The organism is Clostridium sp., from assembly GCF_036781005.1.
Classification (GTDB): domain Bacteria; phylum Bacillota; class Clostridia; order Clostridiales; family Clostridiaceae; genus Clostridium_B.
In genome coordinates this window covers 37,485-54,450 of the sequence record NZ_DAIQBT010000015.1, presented here as the reverse complement: position 1 = coordinate 54,450, position 16,966 = coordinate 37,485, and the positions used below count along the sequence as shown (strand labels likewise).

Annotated in this window: 16 protein-coding genes; 15 read left to right on the top strand and 1 reads right to left on the bottom strand. The window is 29.3% G+C overall.

The window, feature by feature from the left end; genetic code table 11:
• Window positions 1-6 precede the first annotated feature (6 nt).
• Window positions 7-1,071, top strand: a complete 1,065-nt coding sequence (gene carA, locus V7Q02_RS08125; RefSeq protein WP_333860511.1) for a glutamine-hydrolyzing carbamoyl-phosphate synthase small subunit — start codon at window positions 7-9, stop codon at window positions 1,069-1,071.
• 21 nt (window positions 1,072-1,092) lie between these two features.
• On the top strand, window positions 1,093-4,311 hold the full coding sequence (gene carB, locus V7Q02_RS08120; protein ID WP_333860510.1) for a carbamoyl-phosphate synthase (glutamine-hydrolyzing) large subunit: 3,219 nt from the start codon (window positions 1,093-1,095) through the stop codon (window positions 4,309-4,311).
• 100 nt (window positions 4,312-4,411) lie between these two features.
• Here carB and V7Q02_RS08115 read toward each other — a convergent pair whose 3' ends face one another.
• Window positions 4,412-4,573 (bottom strand): hypothetical protein, encoded by a 162-nt coding sequence (locus tag V7Q02_RS08115; protein WP_333860509.1) that lies wholly within the window; start codon window positions 4,571-4,573, stop codon window positions 4,412-4,414.
• Window positions 4,574-4,798: 225 nt separating this feature from the next.
• Here V7Q02_RS08115 and V7Q02_RS08110 point away from each other — a divergent pair, with 225 nt between their 5' ends.
• From V7Q02_RS08110 to V7Q02_RS08050, 13 genes are all read left to right on the top strand, one after another.
• Complete coding sequence (locus tag V7Q02_RS08110) at window positions 4,799-5,191, top strand: helix-turn-helix domain-containing protein (RefSeq protein WP_333860508.1); 393 nt, start codon at window positions 4,799-4,801, stop codon at window positions 5,189-5,191.
• Between the two features lie 161 nt (window positions 5,192-5,352).
• Window positions 5,353-6,249 carry a M15 family metallopeptidase gene (locus V7Q02_RS08105; protein WP_333860507.1) on the top strand — a complete coding sequence of 299 codons (897 nt, stop codon included), beginning with the start codon at window positions 5,353-5,355 and terminating at the stop codon, window positions 6,247-6,249.
• A 118-nt stretch (window positions 6,250-6,367) separates the two neighbouring features.
• Complete coding sequence (locus V7Q02_RS08100; protein ID WP_333860506.1) at window positions 6,368-7,465, top strand: amidase domain-containing protein; 1,098 nt, start codon at window positions 6,368-6,370, stop codon at window positions 7,463-7,465.
• Between the two features lie 242 nt (window positions 7,466-7,707).
• On the top strand, window positions 7,708-8,157 hold the full coding sequence (locus tag V7Q02_RS08095; RefSeq protein WP_333860505.1) for an MBL fold metallo-hydrolase: 450 nt from the start codon (window positions 7,708-7,710) through the stop codon (window positions 8,155-8,157).
• 667 nt (window positions 8,158-8,824) lie between these two features.
• On the top strand, window positions 8,825-9,208 hold the full coding sequence (locus V7Q02_RS08090) for a hypothetical protein (RefSeq protein ID WP_333860504.1): 384 nt from the start codon (window positions 8,825-8,827) through the stop codon (window positions 9,206-9,208).
• Between the two features lie 737 nt (window positions 9,209-9,945).
• Window positions 9,946-11,085: an ABC transporter permease gene (locus V7Q02_RS08085; RefSeq protein ID WP_333860503.1), complete on the top strand. Its 1,140-nt coding sequence runs from the start codon at window positions 9,946-9,948 to the stop codon at window positions 11,083-11,085.
• Between the two features lie 15 nt (window positions 11,086-11,100).
• Window positions 11,101-12,387: an ABC transporter permease gene (locus tag V7Q02_RS08080; RefSeq protein ID WP_333860502.1), complete on the top strand. Its 1,287-nt coding sequence runs from the start codon at window positions 11,101-11,103 to the stop codon at window positions 12,385-12,387.
• Window positions 12,387-13,067: an ABC transporter ATP-binding protein gene (locus tag V7Q02_RS08075; protein ID WP_333860501.1), complete on the top strand. Its 681-nt coding sequence runs from the start codon at window positions 12,387-12,389 to the stop codon at window positions 13,065-13,067. The genes V7Q02_RS08080 and V7Q02_RS08075 overlap by 1 nt, the downstream gene beginning before the upstream one ends.
• A 356-nt stretch (window positions 13,068-13,423) precedes the next feature.
• Window positions 13,424-13,792: a GntR family transcriptional regulator gene (locus V7Q02_RS08070; RefSeq protein ID WP_333860500.1), complete on the top strand. Its 369-nt coding sequence runs from the start codon at window positions 13,424-13,426 to the stop codon at window positions 13,790-13,792.
• A gap of 2 nt (window positions 13,793-13,794) precedes the next feature.
• Entirely contained in the window at window positions 13,795-14,496 is a 702-nt protein-coding gene (locus V7Q02_RS08065; RefSeq protein WP_333860499.1) for an ABC transporter ATP-binding protein, read from the top strand.
• Window positions 14,486-15,274, top strand: a complete 789-nt coding sequence (locus V7Q02_RS08060; protein ID WP_333860498.1) for a hypothetical protein — start codon at window positions 14,486-14,488, stop codon at window positions 15,272-15,274. The genes V7Q02_RS08065 and V7Q02_RS08060 overlap by 11 nt, the downstream gene beginning before the upstream one ends.
• A 172-nt stretch (window positions 15,275-15,446) precedes the next feature.
• Window positions 15,447-15,713: a hypothetical protein gene (locus V7Q02_RS08055; protein WP_333860497.1), complete on the top strand. Its 267-nt coding sequence runs from the start codon at window positions 15,447-15,449 to the stop codon at window positions 15,711-15,713.
• A 175-nt stretch (window positions 15,714-15,888) separates the two neighbouring features.
• A complete protein-coding gene (locus tag V7Q02_RS08050; protein ID WP_333860496.1) occupies window positions 15,889-16,878 on the top strand; it encodes a methyl-accepting chemotaxis protein in 990 nt (329 codons plus the stop codon).
• Window positions 16,879-16,966 lie beyond the last annotated feature (88 nt).

Genomic DNA, 16,966 nt, shown 5'->3' with positions numbered 1-16,966 from the left:
AATATTATGAATTCCATATTATATTTAGAAGATGGTACTGTATTTATGGGAAAGGCCATAGGGCATATGGGGATAACTGTGGGGGAGCTGGTATTTAACACTTCTATGACAGGATATCAGGAAATACTTACGGATCCTTCCTATGCAGGACAGGTAATAACCATGTGCTATCCTTATATTGGTAACTATGGCATAAATTATAATTCAAGTCAATCTGAGAAGATACAGGTAAAAGGTATAGTAGTAAAGAATATGTACAATGACACCTCTCATTATTTAAGTGAAAATAGTTTTGAAGGATTCCTGAAGGAAAACAATATTGTAGGCATAAGCGGGATAGACACCAGGAGCATAACTAAAAAAATAAGAGCCAGCGGAACTATGAAATGTGTTATATGCAATAAAAATGAATCCATAAATGAATTGAAGGATATGCTGAATTTCCATGATGATAAAAATCTGGTGGCAAAGGTAAGTACTCCCTCTATAAAAGAGATAAAGGGAAAGGGTCCTAAAGTGGCAGTACTGGATTTTGGGGTAAAAAACAATATTATTGAAAATTTAAAAAGCAGAAATTGTGATATAACCATATTTCCCTACAACACTTCTTATGAGAAAATAATGAGCATAAATCCTAAAGGTATACTTTTAAGTAATGGACCGGGAGATCCTAAAGATGTATATGATGTGGTGGGGGTAATAAAAAAGATGATAAATACCGTGCCTATATTTGGCATATGCCTTGGACATCAGCTTTTATCCCTTGCGCTTGGGGGAGATACCTATAAAATGAAATTTGGACATAGGGGTGGCAATCACGGAGTGAAAGACAAGGATACGGATAAATCTTTTATAACATCACAGAATCATGGATATGCTGTTAAAAAGGACAGTTTAGATAGGGATAGTATAGAAATAACTCATATTAATTTAAATGATAATACAGTAGAAGGATTTAGACATAAAACCTTACCCATATTTTCAGTTCAGTTTCATCCTGAAGGTTCTCCAGGACCTACTGACACAAGCTATTTGTTTGATAAATTTCTAAGTTTGATGACTTTAGTATAAATAACAAGGAGAAGTGATATAATGCCGTTAAGAGAAAACTTGAAGAAGGTTTTAATAATAGGTTCAGGTCCTATAATAATAGGTCAGGCAGCAGAATTTGACTATTCGGGAACACAGGCTTGTGAAGCCATAAAAAAAGAGGGTATAGAAACAGTACTTGTAAATAGTAATCCTGCTACTATAATGACAGATAAAAATATTGCACATAAAACCTATGTAGAACCTTTGACTGTTGAATCACTAGAGGCAATAATAAAAAGAGAAAGACCAGATGGGGTTCTGGCGGGATTTGGAGGACAGACAGCTCTTAATCTGGCCATGGAACTTGATAAACTTGGTGTATTAAAAAAGTACAATGTGGAGCTTCTTGGAATAAAAACTGAATCAATAAAAAATGCCGAGGACAGGGAAAGTTTTAAAAATTTAATGGAAGAAATAGAAGAACCTATAGCTTTAAGTACTATTGCTACAGATTTGGAGCAGTGCAAGTCCTTTTTAGACAAGGTTAGTCTGCCAATTATAATAAGACCAGCTTATACCCTGGGAGGAACAGGGGGAGGCATTGCAGACAATTACGAGGAATACATGGAAATATGCAAAAATGGACTGGAAGAAAGTCCGATAAACCAAATATTGCTGGAGCAGAGTCTGGCCGGATGGAAAGAACTTGAATATGAGATAATGAGGGATAAAAAAGACAACTGCATGGTGGTCTGCAATATGGAAAATTTGGATCCTGTAGGAATACACACAGGAGACAGTATTGTAGTTGCACCATCCCAGACCCTTACAGATGTAGAATATCAGATGCTGAGAAGATCCTCTATAAAAATAATAAGAAAATTGAAAATAGAGGGAGGGTGCAATATTCAATTTGCACTAAACCCAAACAGTAATGAATATATGGTTATAGAAGTGAATCCAAGAGTAAGCAGATCCAGTGCATTGGCTTCAAAGGCCGCAGGTTATCCCATAGCTAAAATAGCAGCCAAGATAGCTCTTGGATATACCTTAGATGAATTAAAAAATTATGTTACAGGTAATTCCAGTGCTCTTTTTGAGCCTGCACTAGACTATTGCGTAGTAAAAATGCCTAAGTGGCCTTTTGATAAATTTAAAAGTGCAAATAGAGGTTTGAAAACCCAGATGAAGGCTACAGGAGAAGTTATGGCAATAGATAGAAGCTTTGAAAGTGCCCTGTTAAAGGCAGTTATAAGCCTTGAGGGAAAAATAGTAGGGCTGAAATTAGATAAGTTTGAAGATATGAATTTATCGGAAATAATGGATAAATTGAAAAAAGAAGATGATGAGAGACTTTTTGCTCTGGCAGAAGCCCTTAGAAAAGGCATAAGCATAGATGAACTCTATGATATAACTAAAATAGACAAATGGTTTATAGGTGGAGTAAAGAATATCATAGACATGGAAAATAAATTGGTAAGTAATGTACCAAATGTAGATATTATTCATCAGGCAGAGTTAATGGGATTTACAGATGAATACATTTGTAATTTAATGGGTATGAAGCTGGAGGATCTAAAACAGCTTAGAGAAGTAAATGGCATAAGAGTAGTGTATAAGATGGTAGATACCTGCAGCGGTGAATTTGAAGCTAAAACTTCTTATTATTACTCCTGTTATGATCTTGAAAATGACAATGTTATTTCAGATAATAAAAAGATACTTGTAATAGGCTCTGGTCCCATTAGAATAGGACAGGGCATAGAATTTGACTACTGCTGTGTCAATGGTGTATGGGCTATAAAAAAGGCAGGATATGAAGCTATTATAATAAATAACAATCCTGAAACTGTAAGTACGGATTTTGATATTTCAGATAAATTGTATTTTGATCCCCTTTATATAGATGATGTAATGAATGTAATAAATGAAGAAAAAATAGATGGAGTTATAGTTCAATTTGGCGGACAAACTGCCTTGAACTTATCTAAAAAACTAAATGACAGGGGAGTAAATTTACTTGGAACTTCTTTTGAATCAATAGATTTAGCAGAGGACAGGGAAAAATTCAGGGTACTTCTTAAAAAGCTTGATATAAATTCTCCTATAGGGGGTTCTGTAACCAGTTTGGAAGAAGCTTATAAACTGGTGTCTGAAATAGGATATCCTGTTATTGTAAGACCTTCTTATGTAATAGGGGGAAGGGCTATGAAGGTGGTTTATAATCCTGAAGAATTAGAAAGATATTTAAAAGAAGCTGTAAATTTGTCTAGAGAACATCCGGTACTTGTAGATAAATATATACTTGGAAGGGAAATAGAAGTGGATGCCATATCAGATGGACAGGACTTGATAATTCCTGGTATAATGGAGCATGTAGAGAGAACCGGGGTACATTCAGGAGATAGTATAGCTATATATCCAGCTTCCGATTTACCTAAGAAAGTGTGTAAGAAAATAGAAGAATATACGGTAAATATAGCCAGGGAGTTAAATGTAAAAGGACTTTTAAATGTTCAATATGCTTTTGACGGAGATAAGATATATGTAATAGAAGTAAATCCAAGGGCATCAAGGACTGTACCTATTTTAAGCAAAGTTACAGATGTTCCTATGGTGGAAATAGCTGTTGAAGTTATGCTTGGCAAAAAGATAAAAGAATTTAACTATAGACAGGATATGTATAAATACAGTAATATTTTTGCGGTAAAAATGCCCGTATTTTCCAGCAAAAAGCTACCTGGAGTGGATGTAGCTTTAGGGCCTGAGATGAAATCTACAGGAGAGGTTCTAGGGGTTGATTTTGATAGAGATAAAGCAATATATAAAGCCTTTAAGGCAGCAGGAATTGAAATTTTAAGAAAAGGCAATTTATATGTGTGTATAAATGACAGAGATAAGTGTAGTTCACTAGGAATAATTAAAAAGTATGCTTCTTTGAATTTCAACATAATTGCTTCTTCTGGAACATTTAAGTTCTTAAATGAAAATGGTATAAAGTGCAGCAGACTTTCCATAGAAGATGCAATATCTTGTATTAAGGAAGATAAGATAGATATAGTTATAAATATACCTACTCAAGGGTATGATAGTACAAGAGAAGGCTTCAAGTTAAGGCATACGGCTCTTGCCCACGATAAAGTAGTATTTACTTGCATAGATACTGCTAGTGTGTACGCGGATGCCATATTGGTGGATAAAGAAGGGGTAGCTGTAGAATATAGACCTATGAGTGAATACCTACAGGGAAGTTTAAATAAAAAAATTATAAATATATGATATATTTTAAATTATAATTTGTGAAAACAATAAAATCGTTGATTAGTTACCTTTATCAGCGATTTTATTATTTTAATTCTACAAACTATATTTTGAGAAGTTATTCTGTATCCAGGGTACTTTTTATATCTTCATGAATAAGCTCTCCTATAATTTTGTCCAGTTTATTATTTACTTCTAAAATTTCTTTTTCTAAATGATCTCTTTCCTGAATTAATAAATTTAACTTTTTTCTTAGTTTATAAATATCTTTTTTTGACAAATCTAACACTCCAAATATATAGTTTAAGTTTTAAATAACAGATAATCTTCCCTTTAATTATACATAAATTGTATTTAAAAGTTAAAGTTTGCAGAGCAATTTCATAGTTAATTTTACACAATAAATATGCTAAATGCAAATAATATTTGTTTACAGCAAGCTTATTTATCTAATTAATGGTTATGTATAAAGTTATCTTAAGAGGTTAGACAGGAGTGAAGACAAATGAAGAAGACAAATACAATCAATAGACAGGAAATGGGGATTAGGATTCGTGAGAAGAGAGAGAAGTTAGATTTGACAAGAGAAAAATTTGCTGAAATTGTAGATCTTTCACCGCTTTATATTGGACAACTAGAGAGAGGTGAACGGCAGATGAGTCTCACAGCCCTAGTTAAAGTAGCAAATTCTCTTTGTGTAACAACAGATTATTTAATATATGGAAAGGGTAAATGTAAAAACAATGAAAATTTTACAAAAGAGGAATTTAAAGAATATACTTCAACAGCCAATAAAAAAAAGAGAAGCATATTACATAGTTTGCTGGAGACATGTTCTTCTAAAGAGTTGAATTTAATTGAAAGTATGGTGAAACTTATTTTACCTTATATTAGATAAGTAGCCAATGGTATAGGAATTTACATGTAAAATGTTAAAAATACTATACCATTGGCTATAGTATTTATATAAGTTAAATCAGGTAATAAATCCAATGTATAAGCTTAATATAGAGTGTATAACATAAATCTATATATTTCAAAGATTGGAGGATATATTTTATGAAAAAAATAATTTTAATCATAATATTTGGCTGTTTGTGGGCAAATCCTGTAAAGGCCTTGTCCAATAATTATAATGTTACAATGAAACAGGATATTTTATGTCTTATGATGGCATATAAAAATTATATAGTTGATATAGAAAAAGATAATAATGAAAATGTATATTTGATTGCTAAGTCCGGTAAAAAAATTTTATATGATGATAAAAAGAATAAAAGTTTTGAAGAAAAATTGAATAATACAGATTTGCAGGATATGTTGGAACAGCACTATCCAAAAGAACCTATAGACAAAATTATGGATAAGGATATGGACCCTGGAAGATTGAGAGTTTATTCTTTATTAAAGGAAGTATATGGATTAAATAAAAGCACTGTAGAAGCCAACTTGAAAAAAGTAAACCTGGGATATGGCAATTTTCAGTTCAATGGAAACAATGATGCTTCAAAGTCCCTGGAAAATGTTATGAAGGAACTTATTCCACTAGCCAGGAAAAGGTCGGATATTTCAAGATGTTTATTTCCCGGCAGTGGTACCTTTAATTACAGGTGTATTTCTGGAACTAGTTTATTAAGCCCCCATGCTTTTGGCATAGCTATAGATCTGGCCAGAGACAGAAGGGATTATTGGAAATGGGTATCTAAAGAAGAGGGAAATAAAAGACTTAGAGAGTATCCTAAAGAGATTGTGGAGATATTTGAAAAGAACAATTTTGTCTGGGGGGGAAAGTGGAATCATTTTGATATATTACACTTTGAATATAGACCGGAAATAATATTAAAAACAAGATATTTTGAAAATAAAAATGAAAATGATGACCATTGGTATGGAAATGTGCCCTGTGAAGATGAACTGGTGAAAAACTGTATAAAGAAAATAGAGGAAAAATTATAAATTAACATACTAAACACCTGAAATTTACAGAGTGATTATTATCTTTAATGGGAATAATAATTGTAAAATTATACGAACTCTGATAACTGTTAAATTATAATTTATGAGGAGTACAACTATGAGATTTTTTTTAAAGAAGCACTTTATACAGTTTGTTATAATAATTTTATTTATATTTTGCATATCGCCTTATATAAGAGCACAAGAAGAGGAAACTCATACTAAGGAAGAAATATCAAATTCCATACAGGAAATATTTCAAAATAGAAATAAGGCCATATTAAATGGAGACCTAAAATTAATAGAGGTTAATTATGATAAAAACACAAAATATGGTATGTGGGCTTATGAACATGAAGAAACAAAGAAAAAATATCTTGAAAATTGGGAAGAAAAACAGGGAGTGAGATTTACAGATATTACTCCTGATATAGTGATAAAAAGAATTAGAGGAAAAGATGACAAGTTTTCTGTAAACTTAATATGTTCAACGGAATATAAGTATGTATATGAAAATTGTCCTGAAATTATAAATAGGTGCAGAATAGGAACCACTCACATATTGAATATGGCTAAAAAGGACAATAAGTGGATAATAACAAAGGAGTGGTATAAGGATCCCTTTGCAGATTCTCTGAATTTAGATAACCTAAAAGTTGATTCCATAAAACAATATATACTATCTCAAAATGAAAGGGATTTTTCAAATATAGGGGATAGAAGAAAATCAGCAGTGGAATATGCGGATAAATACTGTGGCATAGCTACAGAAAAAAAATATGGTTTTTTATATAATAAAAAATATAGAAATTACAATTCTCAAGGAGGAGACTGTGCTAATTTTGCATCTCAAATATTGCATGAAGGAGGAAAATTCAAAAAAAATCGCTCTTGGAATTATGACGGATCAGGAGCTACTAGTGCCTGGTTAAATGCAGATGGATTTAAAGATTATATGATATACAGCGGTAGGGCGTCAGTTATTGCCCAGGGTAGCTATGAAAAAGTCTATAAGGCTTCCTATAAACTTCTTCCAGGAGATTTTGTAGCCTATGAAAAGAAAGGGGATATCACCCATATATCAGTGGTAACAGGTGCAGACTGCAGAGGATATTCTCTAGTAAGCTGTCATAATACAGACAGGAATAAGGTGCCTTGGGATCTTGGATGGAGTGATAAAAATATAAAATTTTGGCTGGTACATGTAAACTATTAAATGATTATAATAAATTCACAGTTATCGATTCACGATTCACAATTCAAGGTAATTTTTCTTAGAAAAATCTATAATTTATACCACATAAAACTGCACTCATATTGTAAACTGTAAACTGTGAATCGTAAATTGTGAACTGTGAATTGATAATACGGTGTATAAATTAATGGAAATGGGATATGATACAATTAGAAAAAATATTTTATCATAAATAACAAGGATATAAATAGGAGAGAGAACACATGGTATTTAGATTAGGCAGAACTGGGAAGGTATCAGGTAATGTATATGTGGTAAGAACACTTGTTTCCAACTTTTTTATTTATTCCAATTATGAAGCTGCAGTTTGTTTTAATTCAGGTTTTATTCCCTGTGTTATAAATAGGGAGTTGGATAAAATAGACATTAAGCCTGAATCTATTTCAAATGTATTTATAACTTATCCCCATTTCTATAACATGGGAGGTATCAAATTATTCAAAAATTCAAATATCTACATACCTTCAAAAGTATTTGATAAAAAATTAAAACATATGGAAGTCATTAAAAAGAAAAATAAAACAACATATATAAGAGTAAAGGATGGAGATGTATTGAATATAGGAAATATAAGAGTAAAGGCTATTGTGTTTCCGGGACATAAAAAAGGAGCTATTGCCTATATGGTGAATGACAGTATTTTATTTATATAAGTTTGTATATGCTAGATAAATTTAAGCAATCAAAGCTAGTAAGATACTTATTATAATTCAATGATAATTTTATTAACTTTGACTCTTTAATAATTTTATTATGCATGATAGTTTCCTCCTTTTTTAGGTGGTTTTTGCAATACTATCATGCATATTTTTTATTCTTTTTGCAAGTAACTATATGGAAATATTTTAATTTATTTGAAGATTAGGTGTCCACTTAATTACGTCTTCAACCACTAGATTATTAGTTAGAATAGTTGTTTTTTTGCAGGAAGATTGGACACATGGGTTTCAAATTGGATATTCCTCCAAGAATTTAGGATGTGCTTCAAATCGGATACTAAGTAGATTTTTGAGCAAAAATTTAAGATAGCTGCATGGTTTGAATTCATTAACCTCGGCCATTTCAATTATACCATAGATTATTGCATTAGTTTCAGCTTTTCTTTATATTTTGATAAATGTGAAATATCATATTATAACATTCAGTTTTCAATACATGATATAGTCACTGGTATTATTATGAAATAAATAGATGTTTTATAATTTTTAGGTGAAATTACAAATTACAACATATTTTTTATAATTTATATGATATACTCACAATAATCAAATTAAGGAGGGAAGAAAAATGAAAAACAAAAAAATTAAAAAGATTGTATCAATGTTATCATTAATTGTAGCTTTATCAATTCCAACAGTAGCATTTGCAGATACATTGTACACTGGAGACTTTTCTTATGGTGCGATGGCAGCTCATGGAGCTTTAGAGGTTTCATGGAGTGCTACAAGTTACGATAATGCTAAAGCATGGACGGCCATGAACCAACTTGAAAATTATAACTATGTTGCAACTGCATATGTAGAAGCTCAAATGAATTCGTCGGGAACCGATGTTCGTGGAGCAAGATTTGATTATGGATCTACCTATGCAGAAGTCAACTGTAACGATTATTCAGGAGTTTGGAGATTTAATAGTACCCATTCTATAGCTAATAAGTATAATGTTTATGTTGCATATGTCTCTCAACATCTTAGTGATTGGTAAAACGGGACAAGCTATTTTAAGAATGTAATAGTAGATAAACATCATCTACTATTACTATTCTTGGATCAACAACTCTTATACATAATTAGCTTGTTGATAGATATAAGAATGACTTACTTCGTAAATCTCCAATAGATAATAACCTATATAAACATAGAATAAAAATGGAACAACTATTTTCTGTACTTAAGGGTTTATGTGATCTGGAAAACCCAAGGCTCTGTGGTCAAAAGCGTTACGAACGTCATATTAAATGAATTTTTCTATCATACTATCAGATGAATTCAATGAAAAGAGCAAAGAATAGCATCAAGAAGATATCCTTGGAATATTTAAAGCTTCTAATAATAACTCATCTAATTATACGTGAATATAGTAATTTTTAATGTAATTAAGTATAATACATAAATTCTAGGGTATGGATTACACAACTTAATTATTCAACAAGTTAATAATAAAATTCAATAATGTCTGTATAACAGGTTAAATCTCTCAGCTTTCGGACAAAACTTTTAAGTCAACCTGGGACATGTAGTAAGATGATTTGAGGATTTTTATAGCCATCTGTTAGCGAAAATTATATCAGAGTAAGAATTACTGTACAAAAGTTTATTGGTTATATAAATAAAGTTCCTACTCAAATAATAGACATATTATGTATTAAAATGTAGAAATTTTATTACAATTTATACATACTTTTTCATTTTTAAATATACTTATTAAGGAGTAACAAAATAATGAATTTATGGAAGTTATTAATTAAACAGATTAAAGCACATCCTATCGCTACTATATTTTTAATATTTGGATATATTATATCTATTATACTAATTTCATTTGGTACTAGTAATATGGTAGAACTAAAACAGCTTGCGTTAGAACGAACTGAGGGGGCTCCTAAAAATGCTCTGGTTGTAAATTTAGCATTAGGTAAAAAATATAGCTTCGATAAGATTTTGAGCATATTTGAAGGTATGTCTGAAGATACTAGTGTAATATTTACTAATATATACACTTATATTGATTCATCAGATTCTAATCAGTTGTATCCAATAAGTGCTGAATTATTTTATAGCAAACCTAATTGGACATATCCAATATATAGTGGACGGTATTATGATGTTAAAGATATAGAAACAGCTGCAAAGGTTACTTTAATAGGAAAAGATTTAGATAAATATACATACAAAAAGAATTATAAGAAATATCTAAAAATATATGGTGAAGAATACGAAGTAATAGGACTTATAGGTAAAAACAAAACAGATACCCCGTGGGATAGTAGAGTTTTATTACCAATATCATCAATTCCTAAAATGATTAGAAGCGAGTTTGAAACGAGTGGTGTAATTAATTGTATACTACACAATAACAATATAACACCAACGGATGATTATAATATGATAAAAAGAAATGTATTAAGCTATAATCCAAATGCTATTATACAGGTTAGTGAATTAGAAAGTAAAAATGATGTTATAGCCAATGTGGTCGGAAATAATGACATGTTATTATATATATCAGTTTTAATTTATCTAATATCTTTAATAAATTCTATAAATATAACTTCTTATTGGATAAATGATAGAAAATTCGAAATAGGAGTAAGAAAAGCTTTTGGACATACTAATTTTAATATAGCTTCGTTGCTTTTCTTAGAAATAATATTAATAAATCTTGTATCTTGTTTATTAAGTTTATTAATTCAATTAATTTTAAATTGTTTTACTGAAAATATATTAGGATATACTACTAAAGTTTATGTTACTAATTTTATTATTTCATTAATTGTTATTTTTGTTTCATCTTTTATTACTTCAATAATTCCTATATATAAGTCGCTAAAAATTGAACCAATTGAAGTAATAAATAAATAGAAAGGAAATTTTCATATGACAAGTTTAAAATTAATAATAAAATCATTATTTAGAAGAAAGGTAGTAAATTTACTAATTATTATACAATTATCAATTACTATAATTTTATTGATTAATACTATTATACAAATTAGAACTAGCTTATATCAACAAAATGAAATAAAAAAATATCTTAATTTAGATATAGATAGAACTATTCATTTGGAAATATCGAATATTAACCAATCGGAACAATTTATAATTAATTACAATGAACTTGAAGAGTACATTAATGGCCTTTCTCATGTGAAAGGATTTGGAGGATATGATATTATTAATACACATTTTAATGAACTTGAGGATGATAGTAAGTTTATTGCTTTAAGAAATGAACTAGTAAAAGGGACTTTTAAGGCACAGTGGCCTTCAGCTATAGAACTAGTTAAAGTTGATAAAGGAACTTACAATCTGTCTAGTATTAAAGTCATTAAAGGAACTAATTTTTCTGAAAGTAGTTTTAATAAAAACGAAGAAATTCTTCCGATGCTAGCTGGCTCAGATTACATTAATATACTAAATATAAACCAAATTCTTACGGATCATATGACAGGAGCTAAGTATAAAATCATTGGTTTTATGAATGAAAATAGTAGATGGTTCAGTGACCAAAGCTATATAGGAGATATGTTAGTAAATTTAGATGATAAATTTATTTGTCCATTTCCAAAAGTAGATAAAACCAATATAAATGCAATTAGAGCTAAAGCTGGTGTTCTTTTCTATGAGATTGATGATATAAATAATCTTAATGAAACCTCTGCACTAATTACAAACAAGGCAAGTATGCTCAATTTAAAAATAACTAACAATTCCATAAGAAATGATATTAAAGAATATAATTCTAACTTCAAAAATATTTTTTATCTTAACTTAATTTTAGGATTGTTTATAGGCATAGTATCAATTTTAGGTATAGCTATAATAACACTTTCATCTATAATAGTTAAAAAAAGAGAGATTGGTATTAGAATGATGACTGGTTCTAGTATATTTAATATAACTATATTAGTTATAGGTGAGATTTTTACATTAATATTTATATCTACAATTATATCTATATCATTTATAATTTATAATAAAGCAAAACTTATAAAAACCAGTAAATTTAATGACGTTCTATTAAACCCAATGAACAATATAACACCAAAAATAATTGTATTTTCAGTATTAATTATAATAATACTAACCGGCGTTATATCAATAATTCCAATTTTACAAATAAAGAGACTACAACCAAGAGATCTTATAGGGGGAAAAGATTAATGAATTTAATACAACTTGAAGATATTACGAAAATATATGGGAAAGGTCCATCGAGAGTTATTGCATTACAAAATATATTTCTTAATATTAACCAATCAGAAATGTTATCAATAATGGGACCTTCTGGTTCAGGAAAATCTACTCTATTAAATATACTAGGATGCATGGATATACCAACAAGTGGCAGCTACTATTTAAACGGGGAATTGGTGAATACTAAGTCAAATTTAGAATTAAGTAGAATACGAAATTCTACTGTGAGTTTTGTATTTCAACATTTTGCATTGTTGAAGGATTATAGTGTTTATGATAATATAGAACTTCCTTTATTACATAGAAGAATGTCTAATAAAAGCAAAAAGGAAAAAATACTATATTATTCAACTAAATTAGGAATAGAAAAATTAATTAATAAAAAACCATATCAAATATCAGGTGGACAACAGCAGAGAGTTGCAATCGCACGAGCATTGGTAAGTGATGCGAATATAATCTTAGCAGATGAGCCAACTGGTGCATTAGATCAAAAAACTGGTGAAGAATTACTTCAATTGCTTAAAAGCATAAATAAAGAAAATAAAACTATAATTATAGTTACACACGATAACAAGGTTGCTCAATATTGTGACAGAAAAGTATATATAAGTGATGGGAGAATAACAGAAGATATTAGATTATGACTTACTCAGGTTTCAATATTTTAAATAAAATCCATAAAAATAATATTTATGGATTTTATTAAGGTGGGATTTATCGGTTTTGTAGGCTACACCTCTAGCCTACCTTAATCACATCTAGAACTTATAAAACCCAAATAATTATAAAATTGAAGGATCAGTGATACCAATGAATGGTCTTAGAAAAAATTATTATAATACAATAGCAATATTGGGATTGTTAATTTGCATTATTTGGGTTATAACAGTTAATACACAACCATTTTCTGACTTAAATTTTTGGTATTTAAAAATATTGACTAAATGATAGAATTAGTGTATTATTATAATAGAACACTATTATATGCGGAGGTGATAAAATGAATGATGAATTTGAACCTAATACACCAATATATATTCAAATAATGAACATTATAAAGAGAAGAATAATAAATGGGGAATTAAAACCTGGGGATAAAATTCCTTCTGTAAGGGAATTATCTGCTTCTTTAAAGGTTAATCCTAATACTATTCAAAGAACTTATTTGGAGTTGGAAAGAGAAAATATTGCTTATAAACAAAGAGGAATGGGTACTTTTTTAAGGGAGGATGAATCTATGATTGAAAAGCTGAGAGATGAAATGGCAAGGGATATTATATATAATTTCATAAAGGGAATGAAAGAACTAGGATTTTCTTCTAACGAAATAATTGAAATTGTAGAAGAAAAAGTACAGGAGGAAATATAAAAATGGAACCACTTTTAAAATGTAAAGATTTGAAAAAAATTTATTTTAGAAAATCGGCTTTAAATGGACTGAATCTTGAAATTAATCAAGGCAGGATAACGGGACTATTAGGACCAAATGGAAGTGGCAAGACTACTTTTTTGAAAATTGCAGCAGGAATATTAAAGCAGAGTTCCGGCGAAATATTTATAAATGGCAATAAACCTGGAGTAAAGACAAAATCTCAGGTATCCTATCTGCCAGATAAGGATTATATTTTTAAATGGATGAGAATAAATGATGCCATAGATTTTTTTAATGATATGTACAATGATTTTGATAGAAATAAGGCCCTGGAACTTTTGAAATTTATGAATCTAGAGGAAGAAAGTAAGGTTAAAACCTTATCCAGGGGTATGTGTGAAAAATTTTATCTTACACTGGTACTTGCAAGGAAAGCAAAGCTTTATATATTAGATGAACCTTTAGGAGGGGTGGATCCTGTAACCAGAGAAAAAATACTGGATGCAATACTGGAAAATTACACGGAAAATAGTTCCATTGTAATAACCACCCATCTCGTAAGTGATATTGAAAGATTATTTGATGAAGTGAATTTTATATCTGAAGGAAAGATAATTCTTTCAGGTAATGCAGAGGAGCTTAGGGATGAAAGAAAAATGTCTATAGATGGGATATACAGGGAGGTATTTAATGATGTTTAAATTATTAAAATATGATCTTAAGGGATATTTTAAGGATTTTATAATAATGGCTTGTAGCATAATAATTTTAAATCTGGCATTGCTTACAAGAATAAATGTATGGAGCTCAGATGCCATATTTTCTTTAAGTATGCTTATAGGGTTTGTTGCATCAATAATAGTTGTAGTTTGGAATGTAACTGTGTTCAGCAGGGATTTATACGGGGATACTTCCTATCTTTTGTTCACTATACCCAAAAGTGGAAAAAATATATTGATGAATAAAATTTTAACAGCCATTATTCAATGTTTTATAGTATCTGCTATTGTAGGGATTTTTACAGTTATTTTATTACAGATTTTAAGACTTACTAAAAATTTCATGATATTGGATATTGTGATGTTCGGAAAATTGCTTAATGCTTTTACGCCGCAGTTTATTGCAGTATGTATAATATTGAGTTTTTTGATGTATATTACGTTCTTACTTACCGTATATTTGTCTATAACACTTGGAAAAGTGGCTATAAAGAATAGAAAATTTGGGAAATTAGGTGCTTTTGGTATATTTGTAGTATTATCCATAATACAGGTGAAATTGGAATATGTAGTTTCAAACATATTTCCACAAAGTTTTAATTTGAAGATAATGGATATGAAAAATATTGCTGAAGCCAGTAATTATAGTGTATCTAATGGAGTTGAGTTAAATATAGCATTTATAGTTTTATGTATAATTATAATAGTGGCTATGTTTTATGCTGTGGCGTATCTTATAGAAAATAAATTGGATTTATAAAATTAAGAAATCTGTTTAATAGATTTAAAATTGTGCAATATTATAATAGAGAATTTAAATAATTATTATGATATTTATAAATATTTAAATTTTTCTTGAAATTATACTATTATAAAAGGAATTATTAAAAAAGAGAAGAATATAGTATATTAAGAAAGAGGTGAATATTACCATGGGGAAAAAACATGTTGTAAAATCACAAATAATAAAGGATAAAAAAGACAAGATAGAGAAAATATTTAGTGATTTAGGTAAGAGCTTTAATTTAGAAGAATTTACAAAAACATTTAAGGAAAGTTATCCAGAAGATTGGAACAGTATAGTAAAACGATACAAGGAACATAAAAAGTTATCTAAAAAGGGTAAAAAGTATCCTATGCCTGAACCAGATAAATATCTTGAAAATATTTACAACAATTACATCAGCACTATGAAGTAATTCTTAGGTTCAAATATTATAAAAACATTAAAAAAAATGCATTCTTTTTAATGTTTTTATAATTTACATATATATTAATCAATACTGTACAAATCGGCTTATTTCTTATATTATTATAATAACAAATAGGATAATTTATAATGTATCTTGTTAAATTATAGAATAGAAAGGAAAGATGAGCAATATGAATTTTTTCAAGCTAAAGAATAAAGACAGTGCTATATCTGATTTCAATTCTCATGATATTGAAATTCAATATCAAGAAAAATATGAAAAAGAAAAAAATGATATAAATCGGCAAACTTTTGAATTTTTAAAACAGCTACATAAAAAGATAGAAAATATAATAGAACAACACAACGCAGTGAATAGTGAACATGAAATTTTAGCGGAACTTACAGAGGATATAAAAAACCATATGGGTAGTATATCTACCATAACAAATCAGACCAAGGAATCCACCAGTGAGTTGTATGAAAAAGGGAATAAACTTCACGATATAACTGAAAGTATTATTGAAAAATCTATGAAAGGAAAAGAAGCAGTAGAATCTATTATGGGTATAATAACTTCTCTGGAGAGTGGAATAAAAGATGCATTTGACAGTATGAATAAATTAGCAGACAGATTCAAGGAAGTAAATGATATAACCAATCTTATAAGTGGAATAGCAAATCAAACTAATTTGCTGGCTTTAAATGCAGCTATTGAAGCAGCAAGGGCCGGAGAAAGCGGAAGGGGATTTGCAGTTGTTGCAGAAGAAGTAAAGAAGTTAGCTGAAATAACAGGCAATAGTACCAAAGATATATCTGTACTCATAAATACTATTAATGGGGAGACTAAAGATGTTCTAAAAGATGCCCAAAAAAATACGGATATGATTTCAAATGGAATTAAAGTTTCGGTAGATGCAAAAGAGAAGATTGACGATACATTAAATTCTTTTGAAACTTTAGAGGATATAGTAAAAAATTTAACGGATACAATGTCTATGCAAATAGACAATGTAGGTGAAGTTATGGAAAGAATAGATACCATAGATACCATACTGAAAGATACAAATGATCAAATTACACTACATGTAGATGAAGCTTCCGTGGTGGATAAGTATTTGACAGAGAGTGTAAAGGAATTATATGAATATACGGAGAGAATAAAGCAATAATTTATATTGATAAAAATTATTTTAAATCCTATACTTAAAAAGTATGGGATTTTATTCCAAATACAAATCCAAGAATTACTTAGTGAAA